Origin of the sequence: Leclercia sp. (assembly GCF_036780805.1) — a bacterium.
GTDB lineage: Bacteria > Pseudomonadota > Gammaproteobacteria > Enterobacterales > Enterobacteriaceae > Enterobacter.
In genome coordinates, this window is record NZ_DAIQCE010000002.1 from 197,823 (window position 1) to 215,099 (window position 17,277).

18 protein-coding genes and 1 tRNA gene are annotated in these 17,277 nt (G+C 56.9%); 15 read left to right on the forward strand and 4 right to left on the reverse strand.

What is annotated here, in order from left to right:
• The first annotated feature begins 128 nt into the window (after positions 1 to 128).
• From V7Q49_RS10240 to V7Q49_RS10250, 3 genes are all read left to right on the forward strand, one after another.
• On the forward strand, positions 129 to 569 hold the full coding sequence (locus tag V7Q49_RS10240; protein WP_333850870.1) for a winged helix-turn-helix domain-containing protein: 441 nt from the start codon (positions 129 to 131) through the stop codon (positions 567 to 569).
• 150 nt (positions 570 to 719) lie between these two features.
• Positions 720 to 2,642 carry a methyl-accepting chemotaxis protein gene (locus V7Q49_RS10245; protein ID WP_333850872.1) on the forward strand — a complete coding sequence of 641 codons (1,923 nt, stop codon included), beginning with the start codon at positions 720 to 722 and terminating at the stop codon, positions 2,640 to 2,642.
• A gap of 74 nt (positions 2,643 to 2,716) precedes the next feature.
• Positions 2,717 to 3,562: an EAL domain-containing protein gene (locus V7Q49_RS10250; RefSeq protein WP_333850874.1), complete on the forward strand. Its 846-nt coding sequence runs from the start codon at positions 2,717 to 2,719 to the stop codon at positions 3,560 to 3,562.
• Here V7Q49_RS10250 and V7Q49_RS10255 read toward each other — a convergent pair.
• The 3 genes from V7Q49_RS10255 to V7Q49_RS10265 form a co-directional block, all read right to left on the reverse strand.
• Positions 3,503 to 4,351, reverse strand: coding sequence for a hypothetical protein (locus V7Q49_RS10255; RefSeq protein ID WP_333850876.1), 849 nt, complete (start codon positions 4,349 to 4,351; stop codon positions 3,503 to 3,505). The genes V7Q49_RS10250 and V7Q49_RS10255 overlap by 60 nt on opposite strands.
• A 148-nt stretch (positions 4,352 to 4,499) precedes the next feature.
• The gene (locus tag V7Q49_RS10260; protein WP_333850878.1) at positions 4,500 to 5,801 is read right to left on the reverse strand and encodes a Fic family protein; all 1,302 of its coding nucleotides are present in this window, start codon (positions 5,799 to 5,801) and stop codon (positions 4,500 to 4,502) included.
• A 116-nt stretch (positions 5,802 to 5,917) separates the two neighbouring features.
• Positions 5,918 to 5,994: transfer RNA gene (locus V7Q49_RS10265), tRNA-Arg, on the reverse strand.
• Positions 5,995 to 6,216: 222 nt separating this feature from the next.
• Between V7Q49_RS10265 and folD the strand changes: the two genes are divergently transcribed.
• The 5 genes from folD (at position 6,217) to V7Q49_RS10290 (ending at position 10,760) form a co-directional block, all read left to right on the forward strand.
• Positions 6,217 to 7,083: a bifunctional methylenetetrahydrofolate dehydrogenase/methenyltetrahydrofolate cyclohydrolase FolD gene (gene folD, locus V7Q49_RS10270; RefSeq protein ID WP_333850880.1), complete on the forward strand. Its 867-nt coding sequence runs from the start codon at positions 6,217 to 6,219 to the stop codon at positions 7,081 to 7,083.
• 1 nt (position 7,084) lies between these two features.
• Positions 7,085 to 7,297 (forward strand): ribosome-associated protein YbcJ, encoded by a 213-nt coding sequence (ybcJ, locus tag V7Q49_RS10275; protein ID WP_333850882.1) that lies wholly within the window; start codon positions 7,085 to 7,087, stop codon positions 7,295 to 7,297.
• Between the two features lie 278 nt (positions 7,298 to 7,575).
• Entirely contained in the window at positions 7,576 to 9,075 is a 1,500-nt protein-coding gene (locus V7Q49_RS10280) for a PTS transporter subunit EIIC (RefSeq protein ID WP_333850884.1), read from the forward strand.
• Between the two features lie 74 nt (positions 9,076 to 9,149).
• Positions 9,150 to 10,166: a substrate-binding domain-containing protein gene (locus V7Q49_RS10285; protein ID WP_333850886.1), complete on the forward strand. Its 1,017-nt coding sequence runs from the start codon at positions 9,150 to 9,152 to the stop codon at positions 10,164 to 10,166.
• Between the two features lie 72 nt (positions 10,167 to 10,238).
• Positions 10,239 to 10,760, forward strand: a complete 522-nt coding sequence (locus V7Q49_RS10290) for a metal-dependent hydrolase (RefSeq protein WP_333850888.1) — start codon at positions 10,239 to 10,241, stop codon at positions 10,758 to 10,760.
• A gap of 87 nt (positions 10,761 to 10,847) precedes the next feature.
• Here V7Q49_RS10290 and cysS read toward each other — a convergent pair whose 3' ends face one another.
• A complete protein-coding gene (cysS, locus tag V7Q49_RS10295; protein WP_333850890.1) occupies positions 10,848 to 12,257 on the reverse strand; it encodes a cysteine--tRNA ligase in 1,410 nt (469 codons plus the stop codon).
• Positions 12,258 to 12,553: 296 nt separating this feature from the next.
• Here cysS and ppiB point away from each other — a divergent pair, with 296 nt between their 5' ends.
• The 7 genes from ppiB to mnmH all read left to right on the forward strand — a co-directional run bounded on the left by ppiB (position 12,554) and on the right by mnmH (position 17,277).
• On the forward strand, positions 12,554 to 13,048 hold the full coding sequence (gene ppiB, locus V7Q49_RS10300) for a peptidylprolyl isomerase B (protein WP_333850892.1): 495 nt from the start codon (positions 12,554 to 12,556) through the stop codon (positions 13,046 to 13,048).
• A 3-nt stretch (positions 13,049 to 13,051) separates the two neighbouring features.
• Positions 13,052 to 13,774: a UDP-2,3-diacylglucosamine diphosphatase gene (gene lpxH / locus V7Q49_RS10305; RefSeq protein ID WP_333850894.1), complete on the forward strand. Its 723-nt coding sequence runs from the start codon at positions 13,052 to 13,054 to the stop codon at positions 13,772 to 13,774.
• A 142-nt stretch (positions 13,775 to 13,916) separates the two neighbouring features.
• Positions 13,917 to 14,126, forward strand: a complete 210-nt coding sequence (locus V7Q49_RS10310; protein WP_333850896.1) for a YdgH/BhsA/McbA-like domain containing protein — start codon at positions 13,917 to 13,919, stop codon at positions 14,124 to 14,126.
• Between the two features lie 70 nt (positions 14,127 to 14,196).
• Positions 14,197 to 14,385 carry a hypothetical protein gene (locus tag V7Q49_RS10315; protein ID WP_333850898.1) on the forward strand — a complete coding sequence of 63 codons (189 nt, stop codon included), beginning with the start codon at positions 14,197 to 14,199 and terminating at the stop codon, positions 14,383 to 14,385.
• 173 nt (positions 14,386 to 14,558) lie between these two features.
• Positions 14,559 to 15,068 carry a 5-(carboxyamino)imidazole ribonucleotide mutase gene (gene purE, locus V7Q49_RS10320; RefSeq protein ID WP_032616904.1) on the forward strand — a complete coding sequence of 170 codons (510 nt, stop codon included), beginning with the start codon at positions 14,559 to 14,561 and terminating at the stop codon, positions 15,066 to 15,068.
• Complete coding sequence (gene purK, locus V7Q49_RS10325; protein ID WP_333850901.1) at positions 15,065 to 16,132, forward strand: 5-(carboxyamino)imidazole ribonucleotide synthase; 1,068 nt, start codon at positions 15,065 to 15,067, stop codon at positions 16,130 to 16,132. The genes purE and purK overlap by 4 nt, the downstream gene beginning before the upstream one ends.
• A 74-nt stretch (positions 16,133 to 16,206) precedes the next feature.
• Positions 16,207 to 17,277: a tRNA 2-selenouridine(34) synthase MnmH gene (mnmH, locus tag V7Q49_RS10330; RefSeq protein WP_333850902.1), complete on the forward strand. Its 1,071-nt coding sequence runs from the start codon at positions 16,207 to 16,209 to the stop codon at positions 17,275 to 17,277.

Genomic DNA, 17,277 nt, shown 5'->3' on the forward strand with positions numbered 1-17,277 from the left:
AGCGCACCGGAGTGTGTATTGGAAAGCATTCATAGCAGCCATATAATCCCCCACATAAACGGTGTGGACTTATGTTTGGCGTGCAGGTCAGGATCGGTATTTTATTTAATTATCCAGGTATGAAATAAATGGGCTATCGACTCTATGGATTTATGATCGGTGATGAGATTCATTTCGATATTTCTAATCGCCGGCTGTATCGGCTCACCGGGAGTCAAACGGATAAAAGTATCGCGTTTGCATCGATCTATTTTAATGAAACCATGCTCAGGCTTTTTCTCTATCTGCTGGAGCATGGCCGCCGCAGCGCGATCAGTAAAGAAGAGCTGTTCGACAAAATCTGGGAGGAGAATAACTTATCGCCTTCCTCACAGCGGCTGTGGCAAGTATTAAACAACCTGAATAAAAAGCTGCGTCTGCTGGGACTGCCCGCAGATTTTATCCGCAACATCAAGGGTCGCGGCTACATGATTAATTATCAGGATGTGATACCGGTATATTACAGGATGAGTGAACTCCCGTCTCAGCCTGCAAAAAAAGGGGAGAAACCAGATAGTCTGAGTGAGTGATGTCAACCCAGGCATTCGCCCTGAGCAATACTGCGAGGGGCTTTTTTTTTAGATTTTAATATCCAATACCAGGGAATTCATTTCCCGCTAATGATGGCAAAAATAGCATAAAAACACTTTTTATCGGCATGCACCGATAATGGAAGACATATGAGCATAATCAATCGCTTTATGAATTTAAAAGTCGGTCGAAAATTATTTTTCGGCTTTTCGGTATTGCTGATACTGACCCTGGCGATCCTCGCCTCCGGTCTGCTGGGGCTGAATAATATTCAGGACAAAGTCACGAAAAATGGTGTCGCCACCAACCTGTTTAATGCCCTGACCGCAGTGCGTCTGAACCGGACCAATTTCCAGTACACGCTGGATGAGAAGTACCTGGATCAGGTTAATGTCGCCACTGCGAAGATGCAGGACACCCTCGCCACGCTGAATACCTTTAGCTGGACGCCGGAAGGCAAAGCGTCCCTGGACAGCACTGCAGCAGCGGTAAACAGCTATATCGAGACGCTGGTGCCCTTTACCAGGGCCTTGACTGAGAAGAAAATCAGTGAGCAAAAGATCTCCTCTCAGGTCCTGAACGACAACGCCGAACTCGTTGCCCGACAGAGCCGGGATGCCGCGCAATCCCCTGAAACCGAGTTGCTGACCGCGCAGGTAGCGTTTGCCATGAGCGATATCGACTCCCAGGTAACGACCTACCGGCAGCACCCGACCCCGGAGCTGGAGAAGCTGATCCAGAGCCGTCTGGAAGCGGGTAAAAACGATGTTACCCGGCTTATTCCGTTAATCCCGGAAGACCAGAAGCCCGTGTTGCAGGCGGCCCTGGACAATATTCACAACATTGACGGTGAGCTGGAACATTATCGCGCCATCTGGACGGAGCAAGCCAACCTGTCCACCGCCTTAACCGGCAAGGCGGTTATCCTGACCAATGCCATCCAGTCGATGTACGACCGGCAGCAGAAAAACGTGGATGATACTGTCGGCAGCGTTCAGATGCAGATGGCGATCGTGGCCGCAATCGGCATCGTGCTGGCCGTGCTGCTGGCGCTGGCTATCACCGGTTCAATTACCCGTCCGCTGATCGAAACCCTACGCGTGGCCGAGCAGATTGCCAAAGGCGATCTTACCGCGACCCTCAGCAGCCACCGCCGCGACGAGCCGGGCATGTTGATGAACGCCGTGGCGACCATGAATGAGAACCTGAAAAACATCATTCATGACGTGCGTAACGGCGTGGATAGCGTGGCGCGTTCGGCCTCCGAAATTGCCGCCGGGAATATGGATCTGTCATCGCGTACCGAGCAGCAGTCGGCAGCCGTGGTCGAAACCGCAGCCAGTATGGAAGAGTTGACCTCCACCGTGGCGCTGAACGCCGAGAACGCCAGGCACGCGCGCACGCTGGCTCAGGAAGCGTCGGTGAACGCCACCGAAGGGAGCCAGATTGCACAGAAGGTGATCGACACCATGAAGAACGTGCGTCAGAGCTCGCACCGTATCTCTGAGATCACCACGGTCATCAACAGCATCGCCTTCCAGACCAACATTCTGGCGCTGAACGCTGCGGTAGAAGCAGCGCGCGCCGGAGATCAGGGCAAAGGCTTCGCGGTGGTCGCCGCCGAGGTACGCACCCTGGCGCAGCGCAGCGCCCAGTCCGCGAAGGAGATTGAAAACCTGATTGGCGAATCGGTGGAGTTTGTCGACACCGGCTATAACCTGGTGGAAGGGGCCGGCGACGCTATGTCCCGCATCGAAGGATCTGTCGCTCAGGTTCGCGACATCATGAGTGAGATTGCGGCTGCGACCGATGAGCAAAGCCGCGGGATCGCGCAAATCGCTCAGGCAATGGCCGAGATGGATACGACCACCCAGCAGAACGCCGCCCTGGTGGAAGAGTCTTCTGCCGCCGCCAGCTCGCTGGAGGATCAGGCCGTCCAGCTGGAGAAAGTGGTGGCCGTCTTCAAAGTCTCAGATACCACTCCGTCGCGGGCCGTCGCCGCGCGGACCGTCATGCCAGCCACGGGCAAAAAAGCCGCGGCGCAACAATCGGGCGACTGGGTGCAGTTTTAATCCAGCCAGGTGATTTAGCCCCTTCAGGCAGCTGGTTTTCCGGTTGCCTGACTCAGGCCGCGGTGAAACCGATCATGATTAACGCATACAAACTGCGGGCCAGCCTGAATGCCAGGTTCGCCCGCTACTTTTCAGGACAATTTAGCGCCTCAGTCAGCGCGCTACGCTCGGCGATTGCACAACGGCAGATTGTTCCCTTCTATCAGCCCTTTATGAATGCCAGCACCGGCCAGATTGCCGGGATCGAAGTGCTGGCCCGCTGGCGCCATCCGCTGTATGGCGCGGTGTCACCCGATGCCTTTATTCCGCTGGCGGAAAGCCACGATCTGATCGTTCCCCTCACCCACCTGCTGATGCAGCAGGTGATTGCCGATCTACAGGATCAGATCCACCGTTTCCCGGTCGGGACCTACATCTGCATCAACATCAGCGCACAAAACTGTCTCGATCCCGGTTTTGCATGTGATACCCGCGACATGCTGCGTAAATTCACTGCCAATCAGAGCCACGTGGTGGTGGAGATCACCGAGCGGCATCCGCTGCATTTCACCCCGCAGCTGAGTAACTGGTTTGCCGCGCTGCGCGAGGCCAATATCTCGGTGGCGCTGGATGACTTCGGCACCGGCTATTCGAATCTGTCCTATATCTCGGCCCTCAATCCTGAATTTATTAAGATTGATAAGCTGTTTGTCAGCCAGATTGGCGTGAGTGAGGATACGCGGCTGGTAGATAGCGTGATAGACCTGGCGAAAAACATGCACCTGAAGATCATTGCTGAAGGGGTGGAGACCGAGGCGCAGGCCGACTATTTACGCCGTAAGCACATCGATTTTATGCAGGGGTACTATTTCTGTAAGCCACTACCGGCCAGTGAGTTGATCCACGAGGTGATTGCCCGGGATCGCCTGCTCGCCAGCTGATACGTTTAATACCGGCGTTGGGCTGTCCGACAGCGCCGCCGTTCCCAACGCCGACGCTATCCCGCTCGCGATGGTCTCATCGGTAAAGGGCACCTTCCCATTCTCCTGATGAATAATGGCCTTGCTCAGCGCGGTTAATACCGCGGGAGAGGCCACATCCAGCCGGGTGGTCGGTGAGACCCCGAGGGCCAGGCTGACGTTCTGAATATACGCGGTGGTGTTGTTATTGTCCTGCGGCGGTGCCCAGCGGGAGATAATTTTACTGATGGTATCCAGCCCGCGCCGCTGGTAGGCAAGCAGGTTGACGCCCAGCGCGCGGATCCCGTGTTCGGGGGAGGCGAAGGTGGCAAAACGCCCGTCGGTGCCGTTCTGTCCCTGCCAGGTAAAGGCCCAGCTGGCCTCCAGATTGCCGGGGTTGTTATTACGAAGCCCGCGGATCCCCCCAACCGGCGACCACGCGGGCCCGGTGCGGCTGTTCCGGTACTGCGGTAAGCGTTTCATCAGCGCGAGCTGATTTTCACTCCATCCCTGCAGGCTGGCGTACCGATCCAACTGTTCAAACGAGGCGGGCGTGGCGGTAACCGATGCCTGGCGGCGGTCGGCGGGCTGCGTTGAGCCTGTCGCAGGCTGAGCGACGATCGGCTGCGAAGAGTGCGTTAACTGCGAAAAGGAGGCGGGGACGCTGGTCTGCGTCATCCCGGCAGAGGGCGCCTGGGCCGATAGCGTGGTCAGTTGCTGCGGGCTGCTAACCTGCTGCTGTTCATAGTAATGCGCAATACCAGACATCATTTCCTCTTAAGACTTACCCGCCATCCACGCGGAGGCAGCCAGCGCGTTCGCCGGTATTATACAGATGCGGGCCAGGGTAGCGAGCGGGATCAATGACGCGTCGGTTCGTGGAGGATACCGGGCGCGCATCGCTTGCCCGGCCTGCGGCCTAGCTCATGAAATTGCTCGCGATTCTGTACACTGTTTTCTGGCTGTTGGCGTATGTTTCCTCGACCAACCCCTCGCGCACCAGCGCGCGCAGATCTTTACGAGCGGTATTATCCGACATACCCAGCGCATCGCTAACGTCAGCGGCGGTATAAAACGTTCCAGGCGTTGCCAGCATAATATTAAACAGCGTCACCTGGCGGGATGTCAGGCGCGATAAGGCACGGGATTCAAACAAGATCCTGTCAATGTTTGCCGCTCTGACGACCAAAGCGTCAACATGCTGAAGCAGGCGGTCCAGGGCCCGGCGGATCACGCCGGTTTGATACTCCAGAAAGTACGTCAGATCCATGCCGTCAGTTTCCGTGTACTGATAGCTTTGGGCATATTTCACCGGTGCCGCGTGTAGCAGGCTGCTGATGGATATGTATTTAAATGCCTCATATCCCGATTTCAGCATAAACCAGTAGAACAGCGCCCGACTGGTGCGCCCGTTTCCGTCCCGGAAAGGATGTTCATGGGCGATCATGAAATGCAGGATGCAGGCCTTTACCAGCGGATGAACGTACTCTGAATGGCTGTTAACCCAGTCACACACCCCTTGCAGGCGGGCAACCAGTTGCTCTGCCGCTGGCGGCTGGTGAACGACGTTGCCGTCGTAATCGGCAATCACGATATCGTTTGTGGTTCGGAATTCGCCAGGCTGGTATTTTTCATCATTGATCCCGTCCATGCCAATGGCATGAAAACGGCGGATGAGGTCTGGTGTCAGAGATTCATTCAGCAAGTGCGGAATTTCCGCCATCAGCCGTGCGTTTCCCACGATCATATGTTCATCTTCGGTACGCGGCGTCCGGCCAGATTCCAGCATGCTTCTCGCCACCAGCGTGGTGGTGTTTGCACCTTCCAGCTGTGCGCTGGTGATGGGCTCATCAAGCTGGAGCTGGATTAACGCTGCACCTGCGCCACGCAGCCTGGCAATCAGATCATTGAGCGCAAGACGTGTGGCATCTTTATCGACCCGTTCACAGGTGGCGGAAATAGCGGGCGTATGAATAAATCCTGCCCGCTCATCAGCCGCGTTCCAGTAGTCGATCCGCTGCATAGCAGCATCACGGGTACGGCGGGTTAGCGTCCAGGCAAGGGTGACGTCTTCACGTTGAGATAAGCGATGTCTGAACTCGTCAAAAGGCAGGTATCGGCCTTTTTCGTCAGTAATACGCGAGAAGCGCTGATAGGCAGCCATCTCAGCCCCCGTAAGGGATTCCAGCGGTATCAGTTTGGGGGGATGTTTAATAGCCACGTTTCAAACTATCTCAAAATATCGCGAATTTGAGATAGTTTAACTTACTCGCGATAAAAGGCCTACCGCAGAGCAGCATTCTCAGTGGGAAACAGGAAGTAACAGGAGGTTTTGAATGGTACGCCCTAAAGGATTCGAACCTTTGACCTACGGCTTAGAAGGCCGTTGCTCTATCCAACTGAGCTAAGGGCGCACAGAGAAGAATATCTTCGCAGTGGTGAAGCGCGTGGAATTATACGGTCAATGACCGTTGAGTCAATGCATTTTAGTACAATCCTCTTGCAGTTCATGCCGATGGCTGACAACAGCCCTGCTTAACAGGAAAATCCGCAAAGTGTGACTGACAGCAGCGCGCGCTTCTGACAAAATATGCGCATCCCCCCTTTCACTCCTTACAGATGGAATCTTCTCTCTGATGGCAGCAAAGATTATTGACGGTAAAACGATTGCGCAGCAGGTGCGCTCTGAGGTTGCGGAAAAAGTGGCAGCACGTCGGGCCGCAGGAAAACGCGCTCCCGGGCTGGCTGTTGTGCTGGTCGGCAGTAACCCGGCTTCACAAATTTATGTCGGCAGCAAACGCAAAGCGTGCGAAGAGGTGGGCTTTCTCTCCCGCTCCTACGATCTGCCGGAAACCACCTCCGAAGCAGAGCTGCTTGAGCTGATTGATACCCTGAATGCCGATGAAGAGATCGACGGCATTCTGGTCCAGCTGCCGCTGCCTGCGGGCATCGACAACGTGAAAGTGCTGGAACGTATCGCCCCAGACAAAGACGTGGACGGCTTCCATCCGTACAACGTCGGCCGTCTGTGCCAGCGTGCGCCACGTCTGCGTCCGTGCACGCCGCGCGGCATCGTCACCCTGCTGGAGCGTTATAACATCGACACCTACGGCCTGAACGCCGTGGTGATTGGCGCATCCAATATCGTCGGTCGTCCGATGAGCATGGAGCTGCTGCTGGCCGGCTGCACCACCACCGTCACCCATCGCTTTACCAAAAACCTGCGTCAGCACGTCGAAAATGCCGACCTGCTGATCGTCGCCGTGGGCAAGCCGGGCTTTATTCCGGGCGAGTGGATCAAGGAAGGCGCGATTGTGGTGGACGTGGGGATTAACCGTCTGGAAAACGGCAAAGTGGTGGGCGACGTGGTGTATGAAGATGCCGCCGCTCGCGCCTCTTACATCACCCCGGTACCGGGTGGCGTAGGGCCGATGACCGTAGCGACACTGATTCAGAATACTTTACAGGCATGCGTTGAGTATCACGACGTAGAGGAAGCGTAAAATGGCGACATTTTCATTAGGTAAACACCCGCACGTTGAGCTGTGCGATCTGCTGAAGCTGGAAGGCTGGAGCGAGAGCGGCGCCCAGGCCAAGATCGTCATTGCCGACGGTCTGGTCAAAGTGGACGGCGTGGTGGAAACCCGCAAGCGCTGCAAGATTGTGGCCGGTCAGACCGTGAGTTTTGAAGGCCAGAGCGTGACCGTCGTTGCATAACCGTAGGCCGGGTAAGGCGTCAGCCGCCACCCGGCATGAATACCGCACCACGCTGATGCCCCCACCCTAACCCTCTCCCACCGGGAGAGGGAATTAATATCCCCTACACCCATCACGGTTAATTATCGATCAACTTCAAATAATCACTATTTCATCTGTTGAAATGTGAAAATTAAGTTGCGCGATTTTCAGGCTTTCATCACGATAAGTAGAACGTTCTACTAAAACGTTCTACTCACTATAACAGCGCTCACAGAGCGCACTCGGGGGAAATCAGAATGGGTCTGATATCAGGGTTTGTTAAATCGCTGTCGAAATTATCGATGATTGGTCGCGCCTTAATGCTGCCAATCTCACTGCTTCCTGCTGCGGGCCTGCTGTTGGCCTTCGGGGATAAGTTCCACCTGCCGCTGATGATGAACGCGGGCGGCGTCATTTTTGATAACCTGCCGATGCTGTTTGCTATCGGTTCGGCCGTCGGTCTGGCATCCGAATCTGGGATTGCCGCGCTGTCGGCGGCGGTGGCGGTGTTTGTCACCAATATCACGATCGGCACCGTGCTCGGCATTACGCCGGAGATGGCCTCCCAGGGCGGCAAATACGCCATGGTGGTGGGCATTCCGACGTTGCAGATGGGCGTCTTTGGCGGCCTGCTGTGCGGGATTCTCGCCGCCTGGTGTTACAACCGCTTCCACACCATGCAGCTGCCGGAATTCCTCGGCTTCTTCTCCGGTAAGCGTTTTGTCGCCATTGCCACGGCGTTTCTGTCGTTCGTGATGGGCCTGCTGCTGCCCTACATCTGGCAACATATCCAGGCCGGTATCGACGCGCTGTCGGTGGTCGTCAACGGCGATAACCAGGCGGCATCGACCTTTATCTTTGGTCTGGTGGAACGTGCGCTGATCCCGCTGGGTCTGCACCACATCTGGTATCCGTCCTTCTGGTACTCGTTCGGGGATTACACCACCCAGGCGGGCCAGGTGATCCACGGCGACCAGACTATCTGGTTCAAAATGCTGGAAGAAGGCACCAAATCCTTCAGCAGCGATACCTACCAGAACGCCGGTAAGTTCATGCAGGGCGAGTTCCCGCTGATGCTGTTCGCGCTGCCTGCGGCCTGTCTGGCGATGTACCACGAAGCCCATACCAAAAACAAAAAGATCGCTGCCGGTATTCTGTTCTCTGCGGCACTGACCTGCTTCCTGACGGGGATCACCGAGCCGGTAGAGTTCACCTTTATCTTCGTGGCACCGATCCTCTACGTCTTTAACGCCATCATGGCGGGCCTGGCCTACATGACCATGTACCTGATGCATGCGCATATCGCCAAGTCCTTCTCCGCGGGCTTTATCGACTACCTGTCGTTCGGGATCCTGCCGTCGTTTAACGGCTATCAGACCAACTTCCTCAACGCCATTATCATCGGTATCCCGATGGCGCTGATCTACTACTTCACCTTCCGCTTCGTGATCCGTCGTTTCGACGTGAAAACGCCGGGCCGCACCGAAGTCACCGCCAATGCGAATGACAAAACGGATAGCGAAATCGCCACCGAAATCATCGGCCTGCTGGGCGGCGCGCAGAACATCGACTCCGTCGGTGCCTGCATCACCCGTCTGCGTCTGGAAGTTGCCCAGAGCGACAGGGTGGATAAAGACGGTCTGAACGGCCTCGGCGCACGCGGCGTGGTCTTCGTCGGCGACTCCGGCATTCAGGTAATCTTTGGCGCCCGGGCGCAGTTTATCGCCCAGACGATGTCCACCATGATCGGTAAATAATAAGCTGCCTGACCGACACGTCTCCTGTACTCTTACGGGAGACGTGGTTTTATCAGGCATTTCAGGGAGAAGATGTGAAGAAGGTCAGCATCATTGATGTCGCCCGCGAGGCAGGAGTCTCCGTCTCCACCGTCTCACTGGTCCTGCGTCAGAAAGGAAAAATCTCCGAGGCGACGATCGAAAAAGTTCACGCCGCCATCACCGCCCTGGGCTATGTGCATAACGTGGCCGCCGCCAACCTTCGCGCCAACACCTCCAATCTGATTGGTCTCATCCTGCGTGATTTCAGCGACAGCTTTTCCATCAAGGTGATGGCAAGTATCGTCCAGGAGCTGGAAAAGCAGGGTTTTATGGTGTTTCTCGGCCAGCCGCTGAACGATGGCGAGCATCTGGAGCGCTGCCTGCTCTCCTTTAAGCAGCAGGGCGTCGCCGGGGTGATTTATCTGGCCTCTGACACCCGTCATGCTGCCCTTCCGGCGTTGATCCGCCAGTGTCCGCTGCCGCTGGTGGCGGTGTCGCAGTCGCTGCTGGACGAGACCTGCAATCTGGTGATGCGCGATAACCGCCAGGCGGCGCATCTGGCGACCCGCTATCTGATTGAGCGCGGTCATCGCAATATCGCCTATATCGGCGGTATGGAAGGAGATCGGATCCGCGAGCAGCGCCTGCTCGGTTTTCGCAGCGCGATGACGCAAAACGGGCTGGTATTCCGCGACGAATCCGCCCCGGTCTGCAGCGACGATACCCAGGCGGTGAGTTTCGCCACCCGTCAGCTGCTGGAGAAGAACAACACCATCACTGCCCTGCTCTGCCACTCCCCGGATGCGATGATCGGCTCCATCTCCGGTATTCATCACGTCGGGCGTACCGTGGGGAAAGATGTGTTTCTCACCCAACAGGTGGCGCTGGTGGGGTTTGAGGATATGCTGCACGTCAATCTTACCTCCCCGTCCTTTACCTATGTCTCCTCGGCCAGCGAAGAGACGGGCCGTCAGGCGGCGGGGCTGATGATCCGCAAGCTGAAAGAGCCAGAGCTGCAAACCCAGCGCATTACCCTGTCGGGGCAATTGATCGCCCGGGAATCGGCATAATTCAGATTTACGCCCGGCACTGTGTTCAGCCGCGCTCTGCTATATTTCCATGATTTGCCATGGATAATCGTTATGCCAACCATCATTACCCACGCCGCGGTGCCGATTTGCCTCGGCTTAGGGCTGGGCACCCGGGTTATTCCCCCTCGCCTGCTGTTCGCCGGGATCGTCCTCGCCATGCTGCCGGATGCCGACGTGCTGTCGTTTAAGTTTGGCGTCGCCTACGGCAATGTTTTCGGTCATCGCGGCTTTACCCACTCCCTGCTGTTTGCCTTTGTGGTGCCGCTACTCTGCGTGTTAATCGGCCGACGATGGTTCAGGGCCGGGCTGGTGCGCTGCTGGCTGTTTTTAACGGTGTCATTGCTTTCGCACAGCCTGCTGGATTCGGTGACCACGGGCGGGAAAGGGGTCGGCTGGCTATGGCCGTGGTCGGATGAACGCTTCTTTGCGCCCTGGCAGGTGATTAAGGTCGCGCCTTTTGCGCTGTCACGCTACATGACGCCGTACGGTCATCAGGTAATTCTGTCGGAGCTGCTGTGGGTGTGGCTGCCGGGTGTGGTGCTGATGGGGTTGTTATGGTGGCGGCGGAGATAAAAAAGCCGGGTGGCGGCTGCGCCTTACCCGGCCTACGTCTGTGCTTTTGTAGGCCCGGCAAGCATCGCGCCGCCGGGCGTTACGGACTTACTTACGGCGCCAGGTGGTACCCTGCGGGCCATCTTCCAGAATGATACCCATCTCGGTCAGACGGTTACGCGCGGCATCGGCAGCGGCCCAGTCTTTCGCCTGACGGGCTTCCAGACGGGCTTTAATCAAGGCTTCAATCTCCGCCACTTCCCCGTCATCGGTCTGAGCACCGCTCTGCAGGAATACTTCCGGCTCCTGCTCCAACAGGCCCAGCACTCCCGATAGCTTGCGTAAATAACCCGCAGCTACATTTGCACCGGAATAATCGTTATTTTGTTTGCAATGATTAACTTCTTTCGCAAGTTCAAAGAGAACAGCATATGCCAAAGGAGTATTAAAATCGTCATCCATTGCTTCTTTGAAACGATCTTCATAATCAATACCGCGTGGAAATTCTGCCAACCCTCCTGACTCTGGAATATATGGGAGAGTCCCGCGCAGCGCGGTGTACAGACGCTCCAGCGCTGAACGCGCCTGCTTGAGGTTCTCTTCGCTGTAGTTCAGCTGGCTACGATAGTGGCCGGACATCAGGAAGTAGCGGATGGTTTCGGCATCGTAATACTTCAGCACGTCGCGCACGGTGAAGAAGTTGCCCAGCGATTTAGACATCTTCTCGCGGTCAATCATCACCATCCCGGAGTGCATCCAGTAGTTCACATACTCGCCGTCGTGGGCGCAGGTGGACTGGGCGATTTCGTTTTCATGGTGCGGGAACATCAGATCGGAACCGCCGCCGTGAATATCGAAGTGGTTACCCAGCTGTTTGCAGTTCATAGCCGAACATTCGATGTGCCAGCCCGGACGGCCCGCGCCCCACGGTGAAGGCCAGCTCGGCTCACCCTCTTTGGACATCTTCCACAGCACGAAGTCCATCGGGTTGCGCTTCACATCAACCACGTCCACGCGGGCTCCGGCCTGGAGCTGATCCAGGTCCTGACGAGAGAGCTGACCGTAGTGCGGATCGGTCGGCACGTCGAACATCACGTCGCCGTTGTCCGCCACGTAGGCGTGACCTTTGGCAATCAGCTGTTCGGTGATCTCAATGATCTCAGGGATATGGTGCGTCGCACGCGGCTCAAGGTCCGGGCGCAGGATGTTCAGCGCGTCGAAATCCTTGTGCATTTCGGCGATCATGCGATCGACTAAGGCGACGAAGTTTTCGCCGTTCTCGTTAGCACGCTTGATAATTTTGTCGTCGATATCGGTGATATTGCGTACATACTTAAGCTTGTACCCGAGGAAACGCAGATAGCGTGATACCACGTCAAACGCAACAAAGGTACGGCCATGGCCGATATGACAGAGGTCGTAAACGGTAATACCACACACGTACATGCCGACTTCCCCGGCATGAATAGGTTTGAATTCCTCTTTTTGGCGCGTCAGTGTGTTGAAGATTTTTAACATCGAAGATTCCATGTGAGACGTGTGTGGGTGAAAACGGCGTATTCTACACGCAAAATCATTTAAGTTGCATCAAGGCGGCAAGAGAAGAAATCCCCGGGAGCATAGATAACTATGTGACCGGGGTTTCTGAACGCAGCCAACGATGAGGCAACTTAAAGGATGAAGCGTGTCCGATAATTCAAACCTGAAGCAGCACACAATGCAAGGTGATCGCGCCGTGAGGTTATGCTATAACAAGCGCTTATTGTGGCCCCCCACGGGGTCGAAGCACCACTATAACGGAACAGGATGCAAAAATGGTTACTTTCCACACTAATCATGGCGATATCGTAATCAAAACCTTTGATGACAAAGCGCCTGAAACAGTTAAAAACTTCCTGGACTACTGCCGCGAAGGTTTCTACAACAACACCATTTTCCACCGTGTGATTAACGGCTTTATGATCCAGGGTGGCGGTTTTGAACCTGGTATGAACCAGAAAGAGACCAAAGACGCGATCAAAAACGAAGCGAACAACGGTCTGAAAAACACCCGCGGTACCCTGGCGATGGCCCGTACTCAGGCACCACACTCTGCCACCGCGCAGTTCTTCATCAACGTGGCTGACAACGACTTCCTGAACTTCTCCGGCGAAAGCCTGCAGGGTTGGGGCTACTGCGTGTTCGCAGAAGTGGTTGAGGGTATGGACGTGGTTGACAAGATCAAAGCCGTTTCTACTGGCCGCAGCGGTATGCACCAGGACGTTCCAAAAGAAGACGTCGTGATCACAAGCGTGACCGTCAGCGAATAATTCGTGGCGACACTCTTTATTGCAGATCTGCATCTGCAAACAGAAGAACCGGCGATCACCGCCGGTTTTCTGCGTTTTTTACAGGGTGAAGCCCGGCACGCCGATGCGCTTTACATCCTGGGGGACCTGTTCGAAGCCTGGATTGGCGACGACGACCCGAACCCGCTGCACCGCGAGATAGCGAGTGCGCTTAACGCGCTGGTTGACTCCGGCGTCCCCTGCTTCTTTATCCACGGCAACCGCGACTTTCTGATCGGCAAGCGTTTTGCCCGTGAAAGCAGCATGACCCTGCTGGCGGAAGAGACCGTCCTCGATCTGTACGGCCGCAAAATTCTGATTATGCATGGCGACACGCTCTGCACCGACGATACCGGTTATCTGGCGTTTCGCGCCAAAGTGCATACGCCCTGGATCCAGACCCTGTTTCTCGCCCTGCCGCTGTTTATCCGCAGCCGCATTGCGGCGAAGATGCGCGCCGGCAGCAAGGCCGCCAACAGCAGCAAATCGATGACCATCATGGACGTCAATCCGCAGGCCGTCGTCAGCGTGATGGAAAAACATCAGGTGCAGTGGCTGATCCACGGCCATACCCATCGCCCGGACGTGCACGACCTGACCGTCAACGGCGAGCCCGCCCACCGCGTGGTGTTAGGGGCCTGGCATAGCGAAGGCTCGATGATTAAGGTCACGCCCGAAGGCGTGGAGCTGATCGCTTTTCCGTTCTGAAACCCCGCCTGAAATTCATTCAAATTTTTTGAATTCAATCCGCAAATTGTTTTGATTTTAATCACACTCTGGTCGGCCTATGATGACTCACATCAGGGCAACAACGCCCTACTCCAAACAAAACAGCTTAAGGAATACGACCATGAAATCCATCAAAACTTTCGTTGCAGTTGCCACTCTTTCTCTGATCTCTTTCGGTTCTTTCGCTCAGAGCGTGAGCGCTACCGCCTCCACCCTGGACCGTGCCGAAGCGAAAATTGCCGCTCAGGCCGCTAAAGAAGGTGCTGCGTACAAAATCACCAGCGCACAGTTCGACAACCGCGTGCACATGACCGCTGAACTGACCAAATAATTTAACTGATTGCCGTGCCGCCAGAGAGAAGACCCGCGACAGCGACAATACGATGAACAAGGAAAAGAGAATGAAAAATATCAGTATCGTCAGCGCCCTGCTGCTGGCCGCAACACTGTCATCTGGCGCAATGGCTGCAGCGCATCACGTCTCCGCGCCAGAGGCGGGCTCCAATATCGACACGGCAGTGCATCAGAATCATATTGATGTGAACCATGCCTTCGACAAAGAGAACCTGACCGCAGGCAATCTCCTGTAAAAAAGGTTCAGATATCCTGTTAAAGCCCGCCGAAAGGCGGGCTTTTTCGTTGCAGCAACAGACCGACTTTGGCAGAAGTTTTAGCCGCGCAACCGTTTTCCTTGCCTGTGTATCGTGCTATTCTCTGTCACCTCAAAAGCCGAGAGTTGTGCACCACAGGAGTTTTAAGACGCATGTCTTCCAGCAATAATCCGGCGCGTGTCGCCATCGTGATGGGGTCCAAAAGCGACTGGGCTACCATGCAGTTCGCCGCCGAAATCTTTGACATCCTGAATGTTCCTCACCACGTTGAAGTGGTCTCCGCACACCGCACCCCCGATAAACTGTTCAGCTTCGCCGAAGGCGCGGAAGAGAACGGCTATCAGGTGATTATTGCCGGTGCCGGCGGGGCTGCGCATCTGCCCGGCATGATTGCCGCCAAAACCCTGGTGCCGGTGCTCGGCGTCCCGGTCCAAAGCGCAGCCCTGAGCGGCGTCGACAGCCTCTACTCCATCGTGCAGATGCCGCGCGGCATTCCGGTAGGAACGCTGGCAATCGGTAAAGCGGGTGCTGCTAACGCCGCCCTGCTGGCCGCACAGATCCTCGCCACTCACGATAAAGAACTGCATCAGCGCCTGGTCGCGTGGCGTACCGCCCAGACCGACGAGGTTCTGGAGAACCCGGATCCGCGAGGTGCGGCATGAAACAGGTTTGCGTCCTCGGTAACGGTCAGTTAGGCCGCATGCTGCGTCAGGCCGGTGAACCGCTGGGGATCGCCGTCTGGCCGGTCGGGCTGGACGATGAACCTGAAGCCGTGCCCTTCCAGCAAAGCGTCATTACCGCCGAGATTGAGCGCTGGCCAGAGACCGCTCTGACCCGCGAGCTGGCGCGCCACAACGCCTTCGTTAATCGCGACGTCTTCCCGATCATTGCCGACCGTCTGACGCAAAAGCAGCTGTTTGACGATCTGCATCTTGCCACCGCGCCGTGGCAGCTGCTGACGGAGAAAGGCCAGTGGTCCGGCGTGTTTGCCACTCTGGGCGAGCTGGCGATCGTCAAGCGCCGCGTGGGTGGCTACGACGGACGCGGCCAGTGGCGTCTGCGGGCCGGTGAAACCGACCAGCTGCCGGATGAGTGCTACGGCGAGTGCATCGTTGAGCAGGGCATTAACTTCAGCGGTGAAGTGTCGCTGGTGGGCGCCCGTGCCCACGACGGCAGCACCGTCTTTTATCCCCTGACGCACAACCTGCATCAGGACGGCATTCTGCGCACCAGCGTAGTCTTCCCGCAGGCCAATGCGGCTCAGCAGGCGCAGGCCGAAAGCATGCTCTCGGCCATTATGCAGGAGCTGGGCTACGTCGGCGTGATGGCAATGGAGTGCTTTGTCACCCCGAACGGCCTGCTGATCAACGAGCTGGCCCCGCGCGTGCACAACAGCGGCCACTGGACGCAAAACGGCGCTTCCATCAGCCAGTTTGAGCTGCACCTGCGCGCCATTACCGGGCTGCCGCTGCCGCAGCCGGTGGTCAATAGCCCGTCGGTGATGATCAACCTGATCGGCACCGATCTGAACTACGACTGGCTGAAGCTGCCTCTGGTGCATCTGCACTGGTATGACAAAGAGGTGCGTCCGGGACGCAAGGTCGGCCACCTGAACCTGAACGACAGCGATATTCCTCGTCTGAGCGCCACGCTCGAAGCCATTGTCCCCCTGCTACCGCCGGAATACGCCAGCGGTATCGCCTGGGCGCAGGCAACGCTAAGCTAAGTCTTACCGCCGGGGAGTTGATCTTCCCCTTCCCCGGCGTAAAATCCTGCCCATCGCTGTTTTGAGGGATCCTTATGAACGATGGGACGGACTACCGCGCCATACTTACCGCCGACACGCCGATAATCGACGTGCGCGCCCCCGTGGAATTTGCCCAGGGCGCGATGCCTGCGGCGATCAACCTGCCATTAATGAATGACGACGAACGCGCCGCCGTAGGCACCTGCTATAAACGCCAGGGGCCGGAGGCAGCCCTCGCGCTCGGCCACCGTCTGGTGAGCGGCGAGACGCGCGACCAGCGCCTGGAAGCCTGGCGCACCGCCTGTCTCGCGCAACCTCAGGGTTATCTCTGCTGCGCCCGGGGTGGGCAGCGCTCGCATATCGTGCAGGCGTGGCTGAAAGCGGCAGGGGTCGATTATCCGCTGATCCGCAGCGGTTATAAGGCGCTGCGTCAGGCGGCGATCCAGGCCACCGTTGAGCAGGTGCAAAAGCCGACCGTGCTGATTGGCGGCTGTACCGGCAGCGGCAAAACGCTGCTGGTGAAGGCCCGTCCTGACGGGATCGATCTTGAAGGGCTGGCGCACCATCGCGGCTCGTCGTTTGGCCGCACGCTGACGCCGCAGCTTTCGCAGGCCAGCTTTGAAAATCATCTCGCGGTGGAGCTGCTGAAAAAAGACGCCGCGCGCTGGGTGCTGGAAGACGAAGGAAGGATGATTGGCTCTAACCATCTGCCGGAGTGCCTGCGCGATCGGATGGTGCAATCGCCGATTGTGGTGGTTGAGGATCCGTTTGAGGTGCGGCTGGAGCGCCTGCGGGAGGAGTATTTCGAGCAGATGTGGCAGGCCTTCCGCACCGCGCGTGGCGAAGAGGCGGGCTGGCTGGAGTACGGCGAGTACCTGCACCACGGCCTGTTTGCCATTCGGCGTCGGCTGGGGTTACAGCGATTTGGCGAATTGACCGCCCTGCTGGATAACGCGCTGGTTGAACAGCAGCGCACCGGCAGCACCGAGGCGCATTTTGCCTGGCTTGCGCCGCTGCTCAATGACTATTACGACCCGATGTACCGTTATCAGCTGGAGAAAAAAGCAGACAACATTGTCTATCGGGGCGTATTTAACGACGTCGCCGCCTGGCTGGCGGCCTGA